The following is a 14,826-nucleotide window of genomic DNA, read 5'->3' as shown; positions in this document are numbered from 1 at the left end:
TTGTATTCGCTTAGTTGCTGTATATGAATATAAAGATATGCATTAATTAAAAAGACCGTCAAAATTGACGATCTTAAATAGTTCTTACTATAATATAATTTAATGAGTGGATAGTAATTTATTAAAGTTTTTGAGTATTATGATCCCATTTTTAATCTCATATTTTTACGAAAACAAAGAACTAGAACGTCAAAAGAAGACCTCTTAGAAAATGGATCGAAGCACTGTAAGATATTTTTTAACGATGGATGAAAGAAATTATGAAGTGGCATTGAAGTTACAACAATATCTTGGGGAATACACTGAATTCATGAAATCAATAGCCAATCAATATGAAAATGCTCAATTTACTACTTTATTTTTTCCACCATCCGTTATAGATGTAGAACGGGTTCCGCAATTCATTCGTATTGTTAATTCTCCTTTTGACTATTGGAAACGGCCAAATTTAGATTTTATACAGATTGAAGATTACGACTGGGTGACTGGAGAAGTTAAAGCACATGAAGATGTGTTTATGCAGCCGTGGTTAGACATGGATTATGATTATAGTCAACAGCATTATTTCGCTGGATTTGTCTTAAAACATGAACGCGCAAAAAAAGAATGGCCGTTAATTGAACGAGCAGCACAACAAGCATTAGGGAGAAAATATGCAGAAGTATTTATTTGGGCTGGCACACAGATAAGGCGTGATAGTTGGGTGCCTCAATTAAATACTTATGTAACTGATTGTACTTTATATGCAGATGTGTTTATGACAAAAGAAGAGGAACAAACGCAGTCAATCGACTAGAGTTATTTTTATTGAAAATAGTGGAAATTTATCATATAATATCTACTTTATTTAGTGAGATAATTATAATATATCTTAATTAGATAGTATTCGTTAAAGGAGAGATATTTTTGAAAAATATAATAAAAATTGTATTATCATTTTTGCTTTTAGTCGCATTTACAATATCTTCTGTTAGTTTGTCAGCCGATGCTTCTAAGAAAACAAGTTATCTAATGAATAAGAAGAAATTATACACTTATTCTCAATATTCAGATGTAACTACTGTTAAATTCAAACAAAAGACAGAGTTTGGCTATGATGAGTGGGTAAACAAAAATGACATACCTTGTTTTGCATATAAAGAAACAAAAAATGGCCTTTACGATTCTTTTAGAAATAAAGATATTTCATACCCAGTAAAAAAAGGAAAAGTATGGTACGATAAATATAATAAAAACTATAAATATAAAATTATCGATTCAAAAAGAACTATTAAAACAAAAGCTGGTACTTTTAAAAATGTAATAGTTGTAAAAGAAAATAATACTAAAAGTAAAGGTTATTCTGTAAGTTATTATGCACCAAACACGGGTATTATTTTATTAACTCGCTCTGATAAAACTACTAAGTACAAAGCTAAAAAAGTAGTTGAATTAATTAAATTAAAAAATAAATAATATTAGCAATAGCACACCTTAACAGGTGTGTTTTTATATAGATTCCGAACGCATCAATCCTGGTGCGTTTTTATTATGCAGAAAAAAAGAGAGAAAAAACGTGAAAACAGATACATTATATAACTCTATCGTAGGTGGTTTAATCGCATCTCTTACTTATCTAGTAGGAGGACTTGATGATTTAGTGATCGCGTTAGCAATTATTATGGGAATTGATTATGTTTTAGGTTTATCTGTAGCCTATACAGTTAAGAAAAATGTCGATTCCAGAGTTGCTTTTAAAGGATTACTGAAAAAGACGGCCATGATTTTGATGGTCATTGTGGCTGTACAAATGGACAAAGTAACAGAAAGTGGACACTTTATGCGAACGGCTATGATTCTATTTTTAATTGGTATGGAAGGTATTAGCTTCATCGAAAATTTAGGCCAATTGGGGATTAAAACACCAAAGTTTATCAAAGATGCCTTTTCCCAATTACACGATGAAAACGATGATGAAAAGAGTGATAAAAAATGACAAAAAAATTCGTAATCAGTTCAGGGCATGGGGAAAAAGTGAGTGGGGCTATAGGTATCTTAAACGAACATAACGAAGCTAAGAAAGTAGTCAATCAAGTATATGCGATTTTAACTACTCAGTACAACGGTAGCGGCTATAAATATCATGAAACAACAGCTACAACGCAACAAAGAAATTTAGACAACATTGTCAACTATCATAATGGCAAATCTCGATCATTGGATATTAGTGTTCATTTTAATAGTGCTTCTGCAAGTGCGACTGGCTCTGAATGCTTATATTACGATGCTCGAAGTCTATCAGTTAAGATGGCTAGTGCAATGAGTAATGCACTCGGAATCGTTAATCGTGGAGCAAAAGAACGTAAAGAATTATACTTTCTTCGTAATACAACCAAACCTGCTATTTTATTAGAAGTTTGTTTTGTAACATCTAAAAAGGATGCGGCTGCATATCATAAAAACTTCGAGGATTTATGCCAAGCGATTGCCAAAGTGATTGCAGAAGAACTTGGATACAAGAAAAAAGTGACAACTGCTAGTAAATCATCTAAAGCTTCATATTATAAAAGTGGCACAGGCTTATATCGTATCAAAAAAGACTGTTATGCATACAAAAAAGTGAAGAGTTGAAGTTTGCAAAAAAAATACTAAATATACGATTGTGGACGTGATCAAGTATGGATCAGTATATAAATTAAAAACCAAATCTGGTTTATATATCACCGCCAATAAAGAGTTTGTTGAAAAGGTGTAAAATAAAGGCCATGGTTTTTAATGAGTCAGATAATTTGAATTATAGCGAATATGGATGTACATTGGTTTCAGTACTTAAATAATAAGTACTTGAGCCCTTAACGCTTATTCTTAACCATCCTCACATATCACTATGTGAGGATTTTTTAAATTTTTATGCATGAAAAAAGCTGATGTTTCCGCATCGACTTTTTAGTACCATTATTCTTGCTTACAGTACCATGTATGTACATATTAAATTTTATCCAATAATTTTGGTGCAACGAAAGATAAAATCAATGTAACAATGGATAACTTTTGTAAATTTAAGTTGACAAAGCATATTGTGTAAGGTAATTTTTACGTAAAGTAAGCTTTACATAATAGGAGGAGGGTAAATGAAAAATAATATAAAAAAGCTTCGTGCAGAAAATTATCTTACACAAGATGATTTAGCAGAAAAGTTGAAGGTGTCAAGACAGACTATTATTTCATTGGAGAAAGATAAATATAATCCTTCTATAATTTTAGCTTTTAAAATAGCTAGACTGTTCAATTGTTCCATTGAAGATGTATTTATTTTTGAGGAGGGATTGTTGTGATAAATTTCTTATTTTCAAATGATAGCAAAACAGCTAAATTTATTGCTATAATATCGGGATTATTTGCTTTTATAGTAGGGTTATATGTGAGTTATGATGACTTTTTTAATCACACAGTATCTACAGGAGTTTTTTTAATGGCGATTGGTATAATGCAACTTTGTAATTATTTTTTAATACCTCATATGTCATTAAAAGATGAACGTGCAAAGTTAATAAAAGAAAAGTCTATGAATATTAGCTATTACTTTTATTTGGGAGTAATGTTACTCGTGTTATTATTAATAGATAACCCATTTTTTGATTTCGATTTAAGTGTTAGAGAAACACTGTTGCTGTTAATTTCTGTTTATATAATATTTATCCATTTAACGATGGTCTATTTTTCAAAAAAAGTTTAGCAATTTAAAAAAAGCAGCCACTTAGTGACTGCTTGCCTTTTATAAAGGTACTATATCGAAAGTTCTAGCCCAATAAATTTTAACAAGAACTCCCTTTTTCCCTTTATTATTAGCCTTTATTCTTTTAGCTAATAGTTCGTACCAGCCTGCACTTAGTCCAAAACCACCAGCTATTATAATTGAAGGTGATGTTACAATAGCGCCCGCACCAAGTCCAATTATAGTATATTCAATCTGATCTACATATGCATTTGCCTGTTTTTTGGTGAATTTACGATCATAACCCCACCAATGATATGTCCATTTACCATAAACCGCACTAAGTTGAAGACCTAAGGTTTTAATTGTTAAATCACTATTGATTTTAATTTGTTCATTATCGACTTTTTGATTTAAAAAATCAAAGTAATTTTGAAGTTCTGCCAAATCGTATTTTTCATATTCGTCTGATGGAACAGATGTAAAACCAATGTGACCATTTAAGTTAACAGTGACATATTTTTTTACTTGTTCTAAATCACTATTTTGTTGTACAGTAGCACTTTCAGATAATGCGTAATCTTTGTTTTGTGCATTGTTTTCAGCTTGATCGTAATTTTCTACTTCATTTGTTGTTTCTTCAGCGTTTGCTTGTAATGGAGCAAATGTTGATAAAATAATTGCACCTGATAAAACTAAAGAAGTATATTTTTTCATATTATTCCTCTTATATGTATTTTTGTACTTACAATTTAATTATAACATAAAATACCACTAATAAGTTTACTAATATTTACTTTTATATCTAAAAGGATTAAAAATATATCTATATTTGAAGAGGGAGAACTGTTAATAATGTTAAGGAGTTTTGGGTTACCTGGGCTTATAATTACTATTTTGGTCTTAGTTTTAGTAATCTTCTTATTAAGAAAACTATTCAAGAAAATTAAAGTAAATGATCATGATGATAGTAAATTGAAATGATACAATATTTATTACATATGAACGAAAAAAGACCAAGACTCAAATTTAAATGGGTATATCAGGTGTGTTGATTATCTATTTTATTCCAATTAAATATAGACAAAAAAAGAGATTCCTCTTGTAAAATGTAAGTACGACCAAACATTTACGAAACGAGGAATCTCTTATGAACAAGCATACCACGTTCCAAAATATGATTCAAAACTTTCTTTCAGAAACCGAGCTACAATCCATTTTAAAAGAATTCAACTATGCAGAGACAGCGCGCAAATGCACCGTTTCTACACTCCTTTCATATCTTGTCGCAGCTGCGGCGAATGAGTGGAAAAGCTTACGACATTCGGCTGATGTAGGTGCCAGCTTTGGATTAGTTTCCGTCGACCATTCGTCCCTTTCTAAGCATATGAAGGCGCTCGATTATGCCATCATCAAGCGCATTTTTGAAGTCCTCATTGGGAAGTTGAATCGTGCTACACAACGGTCTTTGAAGATGCCGAAAACCCTTTTGTCCATTGATTCCACAACGATTACGGTGGGGAAGACACGCTTACCGTGGGCGGTTTATCACGGTGAACGTTCCAGCATTAAATTGCACGTTAGCTTCTCGAATGAAACCGGTATGCCTCTTCAAATCGTTGAAACAACAGGCTTAAAGCATGATGGACCCATAGGTAAACAACTCGAAGACAAGCGCTTTATTCTTGTCGGAGACCGCGCTTATTTTTCGATTGATAAAGTGGATTCGTACGTAAAAGACGGGCAAGATTTTGTTTTTCGTTTGAAAGACAACATACAATTTAGTCGTAAAAAATCACTCAAAGGCAGTCGTACCAATAGTTCTAACGTGACGGCTGATTTCACATGCATCATCGGTACATCACAAAAACAAACACAAAAGCGTCATCGTGTCGTTCAATTTACGGATTATGAAGGAAAAGAAATGCGTGTGGTGACGAGTTTGATGAATGTCACGGCGGAAGAAATAGCCAATATGTACAAGTTTCGTTGGGCGATTGAAACGTTTTTCCGCTGGATCAAACAAAATTTAAACGTACCTGTGTTGTTTGGCACGACGAAAAATGCGGTGTTCAACCAACTATTCGCAGCGCTCATTGCGTATGTTTTATTGAAATGGTTGTACGTTCAAGTTCGTAAACAAATCAACCGAAAACCCTTGTCACTCACAGGATTTCAGCGATTGCTTCTTTGTGATGCTTTGCCTTTTGAATGGCGGCTGACACTCAAAGAAATCATCGAAAGGCATCGTTTGGTTTATGATGAAACTGTATAATTTTGGTTAATCAACACACGTGTACTATAATATAATTTAATGAGTGGATAGTAATTTATTAAAGTTTTTGAGTATTATGATCCCATTTTTAATCTCATATTTTTACGAAAACAAAGAACTAGAACGTCAAAAGAAGACCTCTTAGAAAATGGATCGAAGCACTGTAAGATATTTTTTAACGTTTCATGTAATATACCAGTAATATACAAAAAGCGCTCTGAACTGTTGTAAAATAGGCTCTATAAATTCTCAAAACGTTAATCAATTCCTTATTGTATCAACGTTTGCAAAGGTTTTTTGGTTCAAGTTGGTTCAAATCGGCTTGAACTTCATAAAGAACTTAACAGATTTAAAGCATCAGCATCTTGCTGGTGCTTTTTTTCTGGCATTAATTCCAGATAGTAGTTTTGGGTTGTTTGAATGTTGATGTGACCTAATCGTTTTGATACATACGCAATATCTATATCTTGTGAAAATAAAAATGATGCGTGCGTATCTCTTAAGCCGTGGAATGTTGTTTTTTTAATGTTTAATTTCGTTAATAATTCGGCTAAAAGTTCTGATTGTTTAAAGCCACCAAAGCCAAAAATATAACTATTCTCTTTAACGGGAATGTTACGGATAAGCTCATACACTTCTTTGTTTATAGAAACGTCACGTTTTGCATTTTGTGTTCTTAGTGAAGTATCATCAGAAGTGGAGCTGATTGAGTGCCTAACCTTAATTCCGTACTCGTATAAATTTTTTGGTCGAATAGCTAATAATTCACCTCGTCGCATACCGCGAGTAAGACAAGTAAGCTAAATTCATCTTCTGGGTGCTGTAAAACATAATTACGAAGCATTTTAAAGTCTTTAATAGACAAAGCTTTGTTTCGCTTAGGTGGGTTTTCCCCACGTGTTTTCACCAAACGAGCAAAATCATTAGCAATATAACCACGAGCATATGCATCACGTAATGATGTTTTGATTTTAAGAAGAACCTCATGTGTTGTTTTTCGAGAATGTGTCTTGGCATACTCATCTATCTTCTTCTGAACAACAATATCATTTAAATCCTTTAATCGGATATCTTGAAGTATGTTTCTAATGACTCCTACTAAATCACAAACATAATTTTGAAAAGTCGTTTCTCTAACATCGTTTATCTTTATAAGATAAATCCAATTTTCGAAGAAGTCCGCGAAGGTTGTTGTTCTTTGAGCCAGTTATTTACCTTCTCCCTTCGCTAATTCCATTTCTAACGCCCAAAGTTTCGCTTCCTTCTTAGTCGTAAATGTTTTAGTAAGCTTTTTATGCTCTCCATATTTATATAAAGAAACTTGTGTCCAATAGGATTGTCCTCTTTTTACAATAATATCTATACTATCAATTCCCTTCAAAAATAATGTTGATAGATGCTAGTTGAATATATATTGCATTTTGAAACTAGCATATTATCAACTAAAAATAAGTTAAACAGATTGTTTTTCGATAAATTTAATTAAAGATTTCATGGTGTATCGTTCTTGTCGACCAATCATGAATTGATCAAGTTCTCTATGTGGTCGAATATATTTATCAAATGATTTATAACTTAAAGATTTATTACTTATTTTAAATATAAAAGAAGGATATTGTTATATTTATAGATAACTTATAATTTATACAAAATATTGAAAAATAGGAGGATTTATTATGCTAAAGGTGAAAAAGGTTTTTTCCCCAGTATTAATGATTTTGGCGATTTTCTGTTTCGATTTATCTCCGAGTGTTACTGCGCAAGCTGATGATACTCAAAGTATTGTTGTAGTTACAGGTGATGAAGCTGAGGAATTTGTCGATGCAACGCTACATGCGGTAGAGGAAGGTGAAGTCGAGAATATCGCTCCTATCTCTGCTTTTGATTTGGAAGAATCGAGTGTGTATACCGTAGGTGGTGGAGTAACGGCTGTTACAGTTCCTGTGCATGGGGATTATAGCCTTCCTAGTAACATAACAGTATTCTTCGATGAGAATAAGACTGCATTGCAGACAAATGAAATGTTAGTGACCAAGAATGAGGTAGGAAACTTCCAAGTTGAGACGTATTTGGATGGATTACTTGTTAAGTCTGAGGATACTGGGATTTCTTGGATCACAGATGAAGAAATGCTTGCAGAAGAGCCGGCATTAATTCAACCGATGGGTGTAAAAGCAGTGGCAGCTTGTCTTGGAGCAGTGCTTGGCGTTGGTGGTACGGCGGCTTATATAATTGCGGTTGCGTGTGGCGGATCGTGTGCAGCACCGACACCAGTGACTGCCCCGATATGTGCTGCATGTATTGGTGCATATGCAGTTATTGGTGCTGGTGGTATTGCTGGAGCGGTAGCTTGTTTCAATTACCTGTGAGGTGTGATTTATGAACAAGGTTTTGGCATTCTCAATTTTAGGAATGGGTTTAACTGGTGCCGTTTTAATCATCTCCATCGCTCTGTTGTTTGAATCTCCAATAGGAAATGTGGTGAAGATGGTTACTGCTGCTTCAACAGTAGCTTTTGTTATATTCACTGTCTCAGCTTTAGTATTTCGTCGGCGATTAGATGGAAAAAGAGAGTAATATAATTTATCACGCGTGTTGGTTAACCAAAATTATACAATATCACCTTGATTCAGTTCCCTGTGAAATTCGAGTGTTTCTCTTATGTGAATCCGCATTCAAGAGGCAAATCATCCCAAAGAAGCAGACGTGTAAAACCCGCAAAAGATAAAGGTTTGACGTGAATCAGCTTGCTCCCTTGCGTAGGAAGAAATTTGAATAAAACATAGGCTATTAAAGCCGTGGAAAGGATACAAGTGAAATCGTCTAGGAAGTTGGAAGCCTTGTTCAGACCGCCTTTGATGGATTTTTTTCGATTGATTTGTCCATTCTCTTTTAGACGAATCACAAAATCTTGGTGCTCTTTTTGGTAACGATCTACTTTATCGATGGAAAAATAAGCACGATCACACACCAAAACAAAGCGGGCATCTTCCCATTGCTCGCCAATGGGGCCGTCATGCTGTAAGCCCGTTGTTTCAACGACCTTCAAAGGCATGGCTGTTTCATTTGTCAGACTCACATGCAGTTTAACACCAGAGCGTTCACCATGGTAGACAGCCCAGGGTAAACGTGATTTTCCAACGGTAATGGTGGTGGAATCAATGGAAAGAAGCTGTTTTTTCGGAAGCGTCCATCGACGACGTGCCGCACGATTCAATTTGTTTACAATGACTTCAAATATCCGTTTGATGACACCAAAATCCAACGTTTTTAAGTGTTTAGAAAGCGAAGAATGATCCACTGAAACCAGTCCATGACTTGGACCAACATCCGCTGCATGACGCAAACTTTTCCATTCATAGCTTGCAGCGCCAAGTAAATAATGGAGGAGCGTAGAAACCGTACATTTACGGGCTGTTTCGACGTAATGGAACTCTTTTAAAATCGCTTGTAGCTCCGTTTCGGAAAGAAAGTTTTGAATCAGGGTGAAGATCGTGGTATGGTTAGTCATGAGAGATTCCTCGTTTCATAAATGTTGTGGTTCGCACCTTACATTTTACAGGAGGATCTCTCTTTTTTGTATTATTTTATTGGAAAAAATTAGATAATCAACACGCGTGATCTTTTTTCTTTTTGACCACCAGCCGACCATATTTTGATACCAGAAGCTTATATATGATTCGTTTTAACGAATTAAGACTTCCCATTTTTAACGAACGGATTCTCCTCCTATTTTTCAAGTACAGAATTACTAAATTTGGCCATTTTTAACTGAGAAAATGAATCTATAATTTTGATTATACGGAGCGACATAACCCTTCTTACACAAGCATATAGTAGTGTAAAAGGTGGTGTCTATGATTGAAACGTTGGCTCATTTGGAGTGTAGTATTAGTAGCATGTATACTCCTAGTTGTATATGAAACAAAAGCATCCAATCGTGGTTTTTTTATTTCAGAGACTTTAGGAGGAGTCAAAATCGTAGTGGATGCTGGGCATGGAGGAATGGATGGTGGTGCTTCAACGTCTGAACTTATAGAAAAAGATATAACACTAGCCATCGCCAAAAAAGTGGAAAAGCTATTAAAAGAAAAAGGTGCAACGGTAGTGATGACTCGTACAAAAGATGATGATGTGATCGCAGAGCATCAACCAGATGCCGATTATACAACGTTGCGAGAAAGAAAGAAAGAGGATATTTTCCTTAGAGAAAAGTTGGTCAATAAAACTAAGCCAGATCTTTTCATTAGTATCCATGCAAATGCTATCCCAGAATCAAAATGGCATGGTGCACAAGTTTTTTATCATAAAGATGGTCATCCAGCGGGAGAACTTTTAGCGAAAGCGATTCAAGGCTCTATTAAGGAAAATTTAAAGAATACAGATCGTGAAGCTTTGGCGATTAAACAAGTATATTTACTGAAAAAGGCTACGATGCCGTCAGTTCTTGTAGAAACAGGTTTTCTAAGCAATCCACAAGAAGCGGAGTTATTATCTTCAGCAGATTATCAACAAAAAATGGCAGAAGCAATCGTAGAAGGAATCGAACGTTACTCTGATTCTATTGTAGAATGAGTAACGTATCATACCTTTTTGAAAGCGTTATGATATACTAAAATCGAAATGATAATAAAGGAGTGTCTACAGTGATTGATGAACAACAAGTTCGAGAATTAGTTGGAGCATTAAAGGATCCTTTTCTACATAAAACATTGACTGAAACAGATGGTATCGTTGAAGTTTCCATAAAAGAAGAAAAAGAGCATGTGAGCGTAAAAATCGCGATAGCGAAAACAAATACGCCGGAACAACTTGCACTTCAAATGGAAATTGTTAATGTATTAAAGGGTGCAGGCTGCAAAACTGTTGGTATTCGATTCTCAGAACTTTCACCAGAAGCCATTGAAAAATTCCGTGGCACTGCAACACGTGCAGAAACACAGGATTTGCTTTCACCATTAAATAAAGTAAAATTTATTTCTATTGCATCTGGTAAAGGTGGAGTTGGCAAATCTACTGTTGCTGTTAACTTAGCTGTAGCATTATCTCGCCTTGATAAAAAAGTTGGTTTAATCGATGCAGATATTTATGGATTTAGTGTTCCAGATATGATGGGTGTACAAACTATGCCGATCGTTGAAGAAAATCGCATTATTCCAGTTGAACGTTTTGGTGTCAAAATGATATCTATGGGATTTTTCGTCGAAAATAACGCACCAGTTGTATGGCGTGGCCCAATGCTTGGAAAAGTGTTAAATCAATTTTTCCGCGATGTCGATTGGGGAGATCTTGATTATTTACTTTTAGATTTACCTCCAGGTACAGGTGATGTAGCGCTAGATATTCACCAAATGTTACCTGAATCTAATGAAATCGTCGTAACGACTCCACATCCAACTGCGGCATTTGTAGCCGCTCGTGCGGGAGCAATGGCTATAAAAACGGAACATAATATTTTGGGCGTTATCGAAAATATGTCATGGTTCCAATCTGATGTATCAGGTGAACGTGAATATGTATTTGGCCAAGGTGGGGGGACTAAACTAACAGAAGAACTTCGCACAGAACTACTCGGACAAATTCCTCTTGGTCAACCAGATTGGAATGAAGTAGATTTTGCTCCATCTGTATATGCGAAAAACCACTCCACTGGACAAATTTATCTAGAAATTGCTCAACGTGTGATTGATAAATTAGACAAAGAATAACGATTAAAGGATGTATCTTAAGAAAAAATATCTTAGATACATCCTTTGTTTTTTGAAGAACAAATTTTTAAAACGGATACCTCAATGAATCGTTCTTTACCCCGCTTTAACGGGCAGTAAGACTCCCACCACAAGGTTTAGAGAGAAACGAGAAAGATAGGTGGGGGATTAACTGCCCGTAAAAGCCCGATTGGTTTAGCTAACCATCAGTGGGGAATAAAGAAACCACTCACTGATGGAAGCTTCACTTTATCCGACAACAGACAAGATAAGATAGCACCACTTCAAAATGCAAGGAACAAGCAGGAAATAGGGGAATCTTATTGCTTGAAACCTCGATTAGTTCAACTAACGCACAGAGAGTGATGAAGAAATCCTCTCGCTATGCGAAGTTTCACTTTACCTTTATCCTTGATCTTTACTTCCGCCAGAGTTCTTATCACTGCCGCCTCCAGATTTATCTTCATCAGAGGATTTTTCCCCTGCTGATTGAATGAGTTTGGACCATTTTTCTTGCATCAAAGGGCTATTGATTACTTCAATGATTACTTTTTGCAAATCTTCCTTTGAACTTGCTGATTTCATTATTTTTTCTAATTGTTTTTGCATATCGGGTTGTGAGAAGAATTGTTCCAAATCTTTTTGAAAAGAAGCATCTTTCATCAAATCCTTCAGTAGATCTTGCTGTTCTTTTTTCATACTCTTGGCGAAGCTTTCGCGGAATTTAGGGTCTTCAAATTGTTTTTTCCAATATTCTTCAGCCTTTTTTGACATCATAGTGTCTTGCACAGCTTTGTTAACATCATCATGCTCTAAGACGACTAAATCCTTCATTGATGGATCCTCTAACAGTTGACGGATCACCTTTTTGCCTTCCTCCGTTTGCAGAGCATCGAGGGTTGATTTTTTTATATCATCATAAGATTGGTTCTGTTGGGGAGCAGCGGAACAACCGGATAGAATAACGAATAGAAGTGTGAAAATTATGGCTTTTTTATACATATACTTCCCTCACTTTTGCGTAAGTCGTTTCAATTATTGTTCACAATTAACGGCGGAATATGTATGAAACGAGATAAGAAATAGATTTTTTCGAAATTCGTTGTTAGAATGAAACAAGAACTTGTAAAAACGGAGGCCTTTAAGTCGTGACGATACGAAATTGGTTTAAATTTGCTTTTAGAGCACTCATAATTGGTGGCGTTGTCACTGGATTGATGAGTTTAATCGTTCGTTGGGGAGATTTCTATGCTCAACATTTTTCAAATGGTGAATGGGGAGAAGCTTTTTTAGGATTACTATGGTTTGTTCTTCTTGGTTTTACGATGAGCATGGTTTGCCAAATGGGATACTTTGCCTATCTCACAGTACATCAAATTGGTGTTAATATTTGCCGCTCATTGACTTTATGGAACTGGGTACAAATATTATTAATGTTTGTCGCATTACTGGATGTTATTTTGTTCCGCTTTAAACCATATGCATATAGCGCTAGTGATTGGCTTCTTTACATAGGGTTATTGATAGTATTGATTGCAGCCGCCATTTTAACAGCTATGAAAAAGGTGAAGATGACTGGTAAGAAGCATATTTTAATTTCTGCATTATTCTTTATGATTTTCGTTAGTATTATTGAGTGGCTCATAGCTCTATGGGTACGAACAAGTGGTGGCAATGAGTACATTACACTTTTATTATTCCCGATTCTTGCAGTAAATGCTTTTCAACTGCTTGAATTACCAAAATATAATGCTAAATCTGCTGAAGATTTGAAAAAAAGAGAAGAACGCCGAGCTGCACGTAGAGAATTAGAAGAAAAAAATAATAAAAATGCGAAGCACAAATGATCAAGAGCTAAATGGTTTTTGAAGAGAAAAAGTAGCAATAACCTTATATCTAAATCTAAGGTTGCTTGTAAGAAAGAAAAGTGGGGAAGAAAACACAAAACCCCTGAAATGTTAGCGCTTCCTACCCAAATAAGGTTTACCGGAAGGACTTGCTGGAGGAGAAATAAGGAAGATTAAAACTAATCAAAACAAACCCATAGGAACAGGCAGCAAGGAAGCCCCTCATTACAAGCCGCAAAAAGAGGGGATTGTCTGCATAAAAATCCCCGACCCAGTGAAAGTTGAAAAAGGCTCTCACTGAGTGAAGTTTTCCCTTACTATTTCTTGAAATAGAAGACTAAAACGTTATGGGGTTTTTTTGGTCTTAACGGAATAGCCAAATATTGTTTCTTCTATTGGCTGAAAAGAGTTGTTTTGTATCAGTCGATCGATTTCTTTTAATGGTAGTCGTTCTTCTTGATGATACGGTATGGAAATTATATCGCCCTTTGAGAGTTTCAAGTCTTTGCTGTCAGATAAAATTTTAGAAGCGGCTAGCATATTAATTTGTTCTTTCCATAGCACCTTAGTAACATCTGGGAGGAATACATAATCTCTTGTTCTAAACCAAAGAGGAGATTGTTTCATAATGGAATTGAAAGTACTGATATCTTTTTCAAGCTGAGAAGGATTGACTTCATAAAAATCACTATTTCTTCCTAGCAATCCTATTGGGATATTTTTAGCTTTAATGACTTTTACAAGAGTTGGAGATCTTTCTAATAAATCTGGATCGACCATTAATAAAGGATAAGGAGATTTTTCCTCGTTTAACCATTCGATAAACTTTGCATCAGCATAAGATAAATCTATTGTTAATGACATCCCAAAATTTCCCTTTATAATAATATTGGGTTCATCTGTTAAACGAAAAACTTCTAATATTGAATTTTTAGAAGGAATAAAAATTAACAATAAAGCCATCATAATAATCGTTGATACAATTATTCTTTTAAACAGTATGCTCACCTCTTGCCCTATATATATGATTGTAAAAGGTTTTTTAAAACTTTTTGCTATAAAGTATTGACATTTATATATAATCAGCGTATATTGAACAACGTTGACTCATTAAGAGAAAACAACAAAATATTTAATCTTTCTAATCTAAAAAAACATCTTGCTTTTGACTTTTAGATATGATATAATATTTAAGTCTTTTAAGTAAGGATGAACCTTGAAAACTGAACAAGCAAGACGTTAATCAATAAAATTTGTTCACTAACCTCCGTTAGTGACAAAGATAAAATAGATATCATCTTC

At 34.6% G+C, this 14,826-nt stretch carries 20 protein-coding genes; 13 read left to right on the top strand and 7 right to left on the bottom strand.

The window, feature by feature from the left end; translation table 11 throughout:
- The first annotated feature begins 211 nt into the window (after positions 1 to 211).
- From FEZ13_RS17005 to FEZ13_RS16980, 7 genes are all read left to right on the top strand, one after another.
- On the top strand, positions 212 to 796 hold the full coding sequence (locus FEZ13_RS17005) for a non-contractile tail sheath protein (protein ID WP_146553671.1): 585 nt from the start codon (positions 212 to 214) through the stop codon (positions 794 to 796).
- 110 nt (positions 797 to 906) lie between these two features.
- Positions 907 to 1,455 carry a hypothetical protein gene (locus tag FEZ13_RS17000; protein ID WP_146553670.1) on the top strand — a complete coding sequence of 183 codons (549 nt, stop codon included), beginning with the start codon at positions 907 to 909 and terminating at the stop codon, positions 1,453 to 1,455.
- A 100-nt stretch (positions 1,456 to 1,555) separates the two neighbouring features.
- Positions 1,556 to 1,975 carry a phage holin family protein gene (locus FEZ13_RS16995; protein ID WP_146553669.1) on the top strand — a complete coding sequence of 140 codons (420 nt, stop codon included), beginning with the start codon at positions 1,556 to 1,558 and terminating at the stop codon, positions 1,973 to 1,975.
- A complete protein-coding gene (locus FEZ13_RS16990) occupies positions 1,972 to 2,610 on the top strand; it encodes an N-acetylmuramoyl-L-alanine amidase (RefSeq protein ID WP_146553668.1) in 639 nt (212 codons plus the stop codon). Before FEZ13_RS16995 ends, FEZ13_RS16990 begins: the two co-directional genes overlap by 4 nt.
- Positions 2,611 to 2,641: 31 nt before the next feature.
- Complete coding sequence (locus FEZ13_RS20540) at positions 2,642 to 2,734, top strand: DUF5776 domain-containing protein (protein WP_222434429.1); 93 nt, start codon at positions 2,642 to 2,644, stop codon at positions 2,732 to 2,734.
- 376 nt (positions 2,735 to 3,110) lie between these two features.
- Complete coding sequence (locus FEZ13_RS16985) at positions 3,111 to 3,314, top strand: helix-turn-helix transcriptional regulator (RefSeq protein ID WP_146553667.1); 204 nt, start codon at positions 3,111 to 3,113, stop codon at positions 3,312 to 3,314.
- Positions 3,311 to 3,715, top strand: a complete 405-nt coding sequence (locus tag FEZ13_RS16980; RefSeq protein ID WP_146553666.1) for a DUF2178 domain-containing protein — start codon at positions 3,311 to 3,313, stop codon at positions 3,713 to 3,715. The genes FEZ13_RS16985 and FEZ13_RS16980 overlap by 4 nt, the downstream gene beginning before the upstream one ends.
- Positions 3,716 to 3,754: 39 nt before the next feature.
- On the opposite strand, the gene FEZ13_RS16975 is transcribed toward FEZ13_RS16980, so the two are convergent.
- Positions 3,755 to 4,411, bottom strand: coding sequence for a hypothetical protein (locus tag FEZ13_RS16975; RefSeq protein WP_146553665.1), 657 nt, complete (start codon positions 4,409 to 4,411; stop codon positions 3,755 to 3,757).
- A gap of 433 nt (positions 4,412 to 4,844) precedes the next feature.
- On the opposite strand from FEZ13_RS16975, the gene FEZ13_RS16970 reads away from it, so the two are divergent.
- Positions 4,845 to 5,969, top strand: coding sequence for an IS4 family transposase (locus tag FEZ13_RS16970; protein ID WP_146553664.1), 1,125 nt, complete (start codon positions 4,845 to 4,847; stop codon positions 5,967 to 5,969).
- Between the two features lie 329 nt (positions 5,970 to 6,298).
- On the opposite strand, the gene FEZ13_RS20270 is transcribed toward FEZ13_RS16970, so the two are convergent.
- Genes FEZ13_RS20270 through FEZ13_RS20260 form a run of 3 tightly spaced genes read right to left on the bottom strand, consistent with a single transcriptional unit; the run spans position 6,299 to position 7,350 of the window.
- On the bottom strand, positions 6,299 to 6,748 hold the full coding sequence (locus FEZ13_RS20270; RefSeq protein WP_255473238.1) for a tyrosine-type recombinase/integrase: 450 nt from the start codon (positions 6,746 to 6,748) through the stop codon (positions 6,299 to 6,301).
- Entirely contained in the window at positions 6,727 to 7,116 is a 390-nt protein-coding gene (locus tag FEZ13_RS20265) for a hypothetical protein (protein WP_255473243.1), read from the bottom strand. Before FEZ13_RS20265 ends, FEZ13_RS20270 begins: the two co-directional genes overlap by 22 nt.
- Before the next feature lie 60 nt (positions 7,117 to 7,176).
- Positions 7,177 to 7,350, bottom strand: a complete 174-nt coding sequence (locus FEZ13_RS20260; protein WP_243881280.1) for an Arm DNA-binding domain-containing protein — start codon at positions 7,348 to 7,350, stop codon at positions 7,177 to 7,179.
- A 295-nt stretch (positions 7,351 to 7,645) separates the two neighbouring features.
- Between FEZ13_RS20260 and FEZ13_RS19845 the strand changes: the two genes are divergently transcribed.
- Positions 7,646 to 8,338 carry a hypothetical protein gene (locus tag FEZ13_RS19845; RefSeq protein ID WP_222434433.1) on the top strand — a complete coding sequence of 231 codons (693 nt, stop codon included), beginning with the start codon at positions 7,646 to 7,648 and terminating at the stop codon, positions 8,336 to 8,338.
- A 10-nt stretch (positions 8,339 to 8,348) separates the two neighbouring features.
- On the top strand, positions 8,349 to 8,546 hold the full coding sequence (locus FEZ13_RS16950) for a hypothetical protein (protein ID WP_146553663.1): 198 nt from the start codon (positions 8,349 to 8,351) through the stop codon (positions 8,544 to 8,546).
- Between the two features lie 82 nt (positions 8,547 to 8,628).
- Here FEZ13_RS16950 and FEZ13_RS16945 read toward each other — a convergent pair whose 3' ends face one another.
- Positions 8,629 to 9,480: an IS4 family transposase gene (locus FEZ13_RS16945; protein WP_255473237.1), complete on the bottom strand. Its 852-nt coding sequence runs from the start codon at positions 9,478 to 9,480 to the stop codon at positions 8,629 to 8,631.
- 350 nt (positions 9,481 to 9,830) lie between these two features.
- On the opposite strand from FEZ13_RS16945, the gene cwlD reads away from it, so the two are divergent.
- Together cwlD and FEZ13_RS16935 are read left to right on the top strand one after the other, a co-directional pair.
- Positions 9,831 to 10,544 (top strand): N-acetylmuramoyl-L-alanine amidase CwlD, encoded by a 714-nt coding sequence (gene cwlD, locus FEZ13_RS16940; protein ID WP_146553662.1) that lies wholly within the window; start codon positions 9,831 to 9,833, stop codon positions 10,542 to 10,544.
- 71 nt (positions 10,545 to 10,615) lie between these two features.
- Positions 10,616 to 11,677, top strand: a complete 1,062-nt coding sequence (locus FEZ13_RS16935) for an Mrp/NBP35 family ATP-binding protein (protein ID WP_146553661.1) — start codon at positions 10,616 to 10,618, stop codon at positions 11,675 to 11,677.
- A gap of 405 nt (positions 11,678 to 12,082) precedes the next feature.
- Here the strand turns inward: FEZ13_RS16935 and gerD are convergent, their stop codons facing one another.
- Complete coding sequence (gerD, locus tag FEZ13_RS16930) at positions 12,083 to 12,679, bottom strand: spore germination lipoprotein GerD (protein ID WP_146553660.1); 597 nt, start codon at positions 12,677 to 12,679, stop codon at positions 12,083 to 12,085.
- 146 nt (positions 12,680 to 12,825) lie between these two features.
- On the opposite strand from gerD, the gene FEZ13_RS16925 reads away from it, so the two are divergent.
- Positions 12,826 to 13,524 carry a KinB-signaling pathway activation protein gene (locus tag FEZ13_RS16925; RefSeq protein ID WP_146553659.1) on the top strand — a complete coding sequence of 233 codons (699 nt, stop codon included), beginning with the start codon at positions 12,826 to 12,828 and terminating at the stop codon, positions 13,522 to 13,524.
- A 345-nt stretch (positions 13,525 to 13,869) separates the two neighbouring features.
- Here the strand turns inward: FEZ13_RS16925 and FEZ13_RS16920 are convergent, their stop codons facing one another.
- Positions 13,870 to 14,532, bottom strand: a complete 663-nt coding sequence (locus tag FEZ13_RS16920; protein ID WP_146553658.1) for a hypothetical protein — start codon at positions 14,530 to 14,532, stop codon at positions 13,870 to 13,872.
- Positions 14,533 to 14,826 lie beyond the last annotated feature (294 nt).

The sequence above is a fragment of the Rummeliibacillus sp. SL167 genome (assembly GCF_007896505.1).
Taxonomy (GTDB): Bacteria; Bacillota; Bacilli; order Bacillales_A; family Planococcaceae; genus Rummeliibacillus; species Rummeliibacillus suwonensis.
The sequence above is the reverse complement of the archived record's forward strand: the minus strand, read 5'-3'. Positions and strand labels throughout refer to the sequence as shown.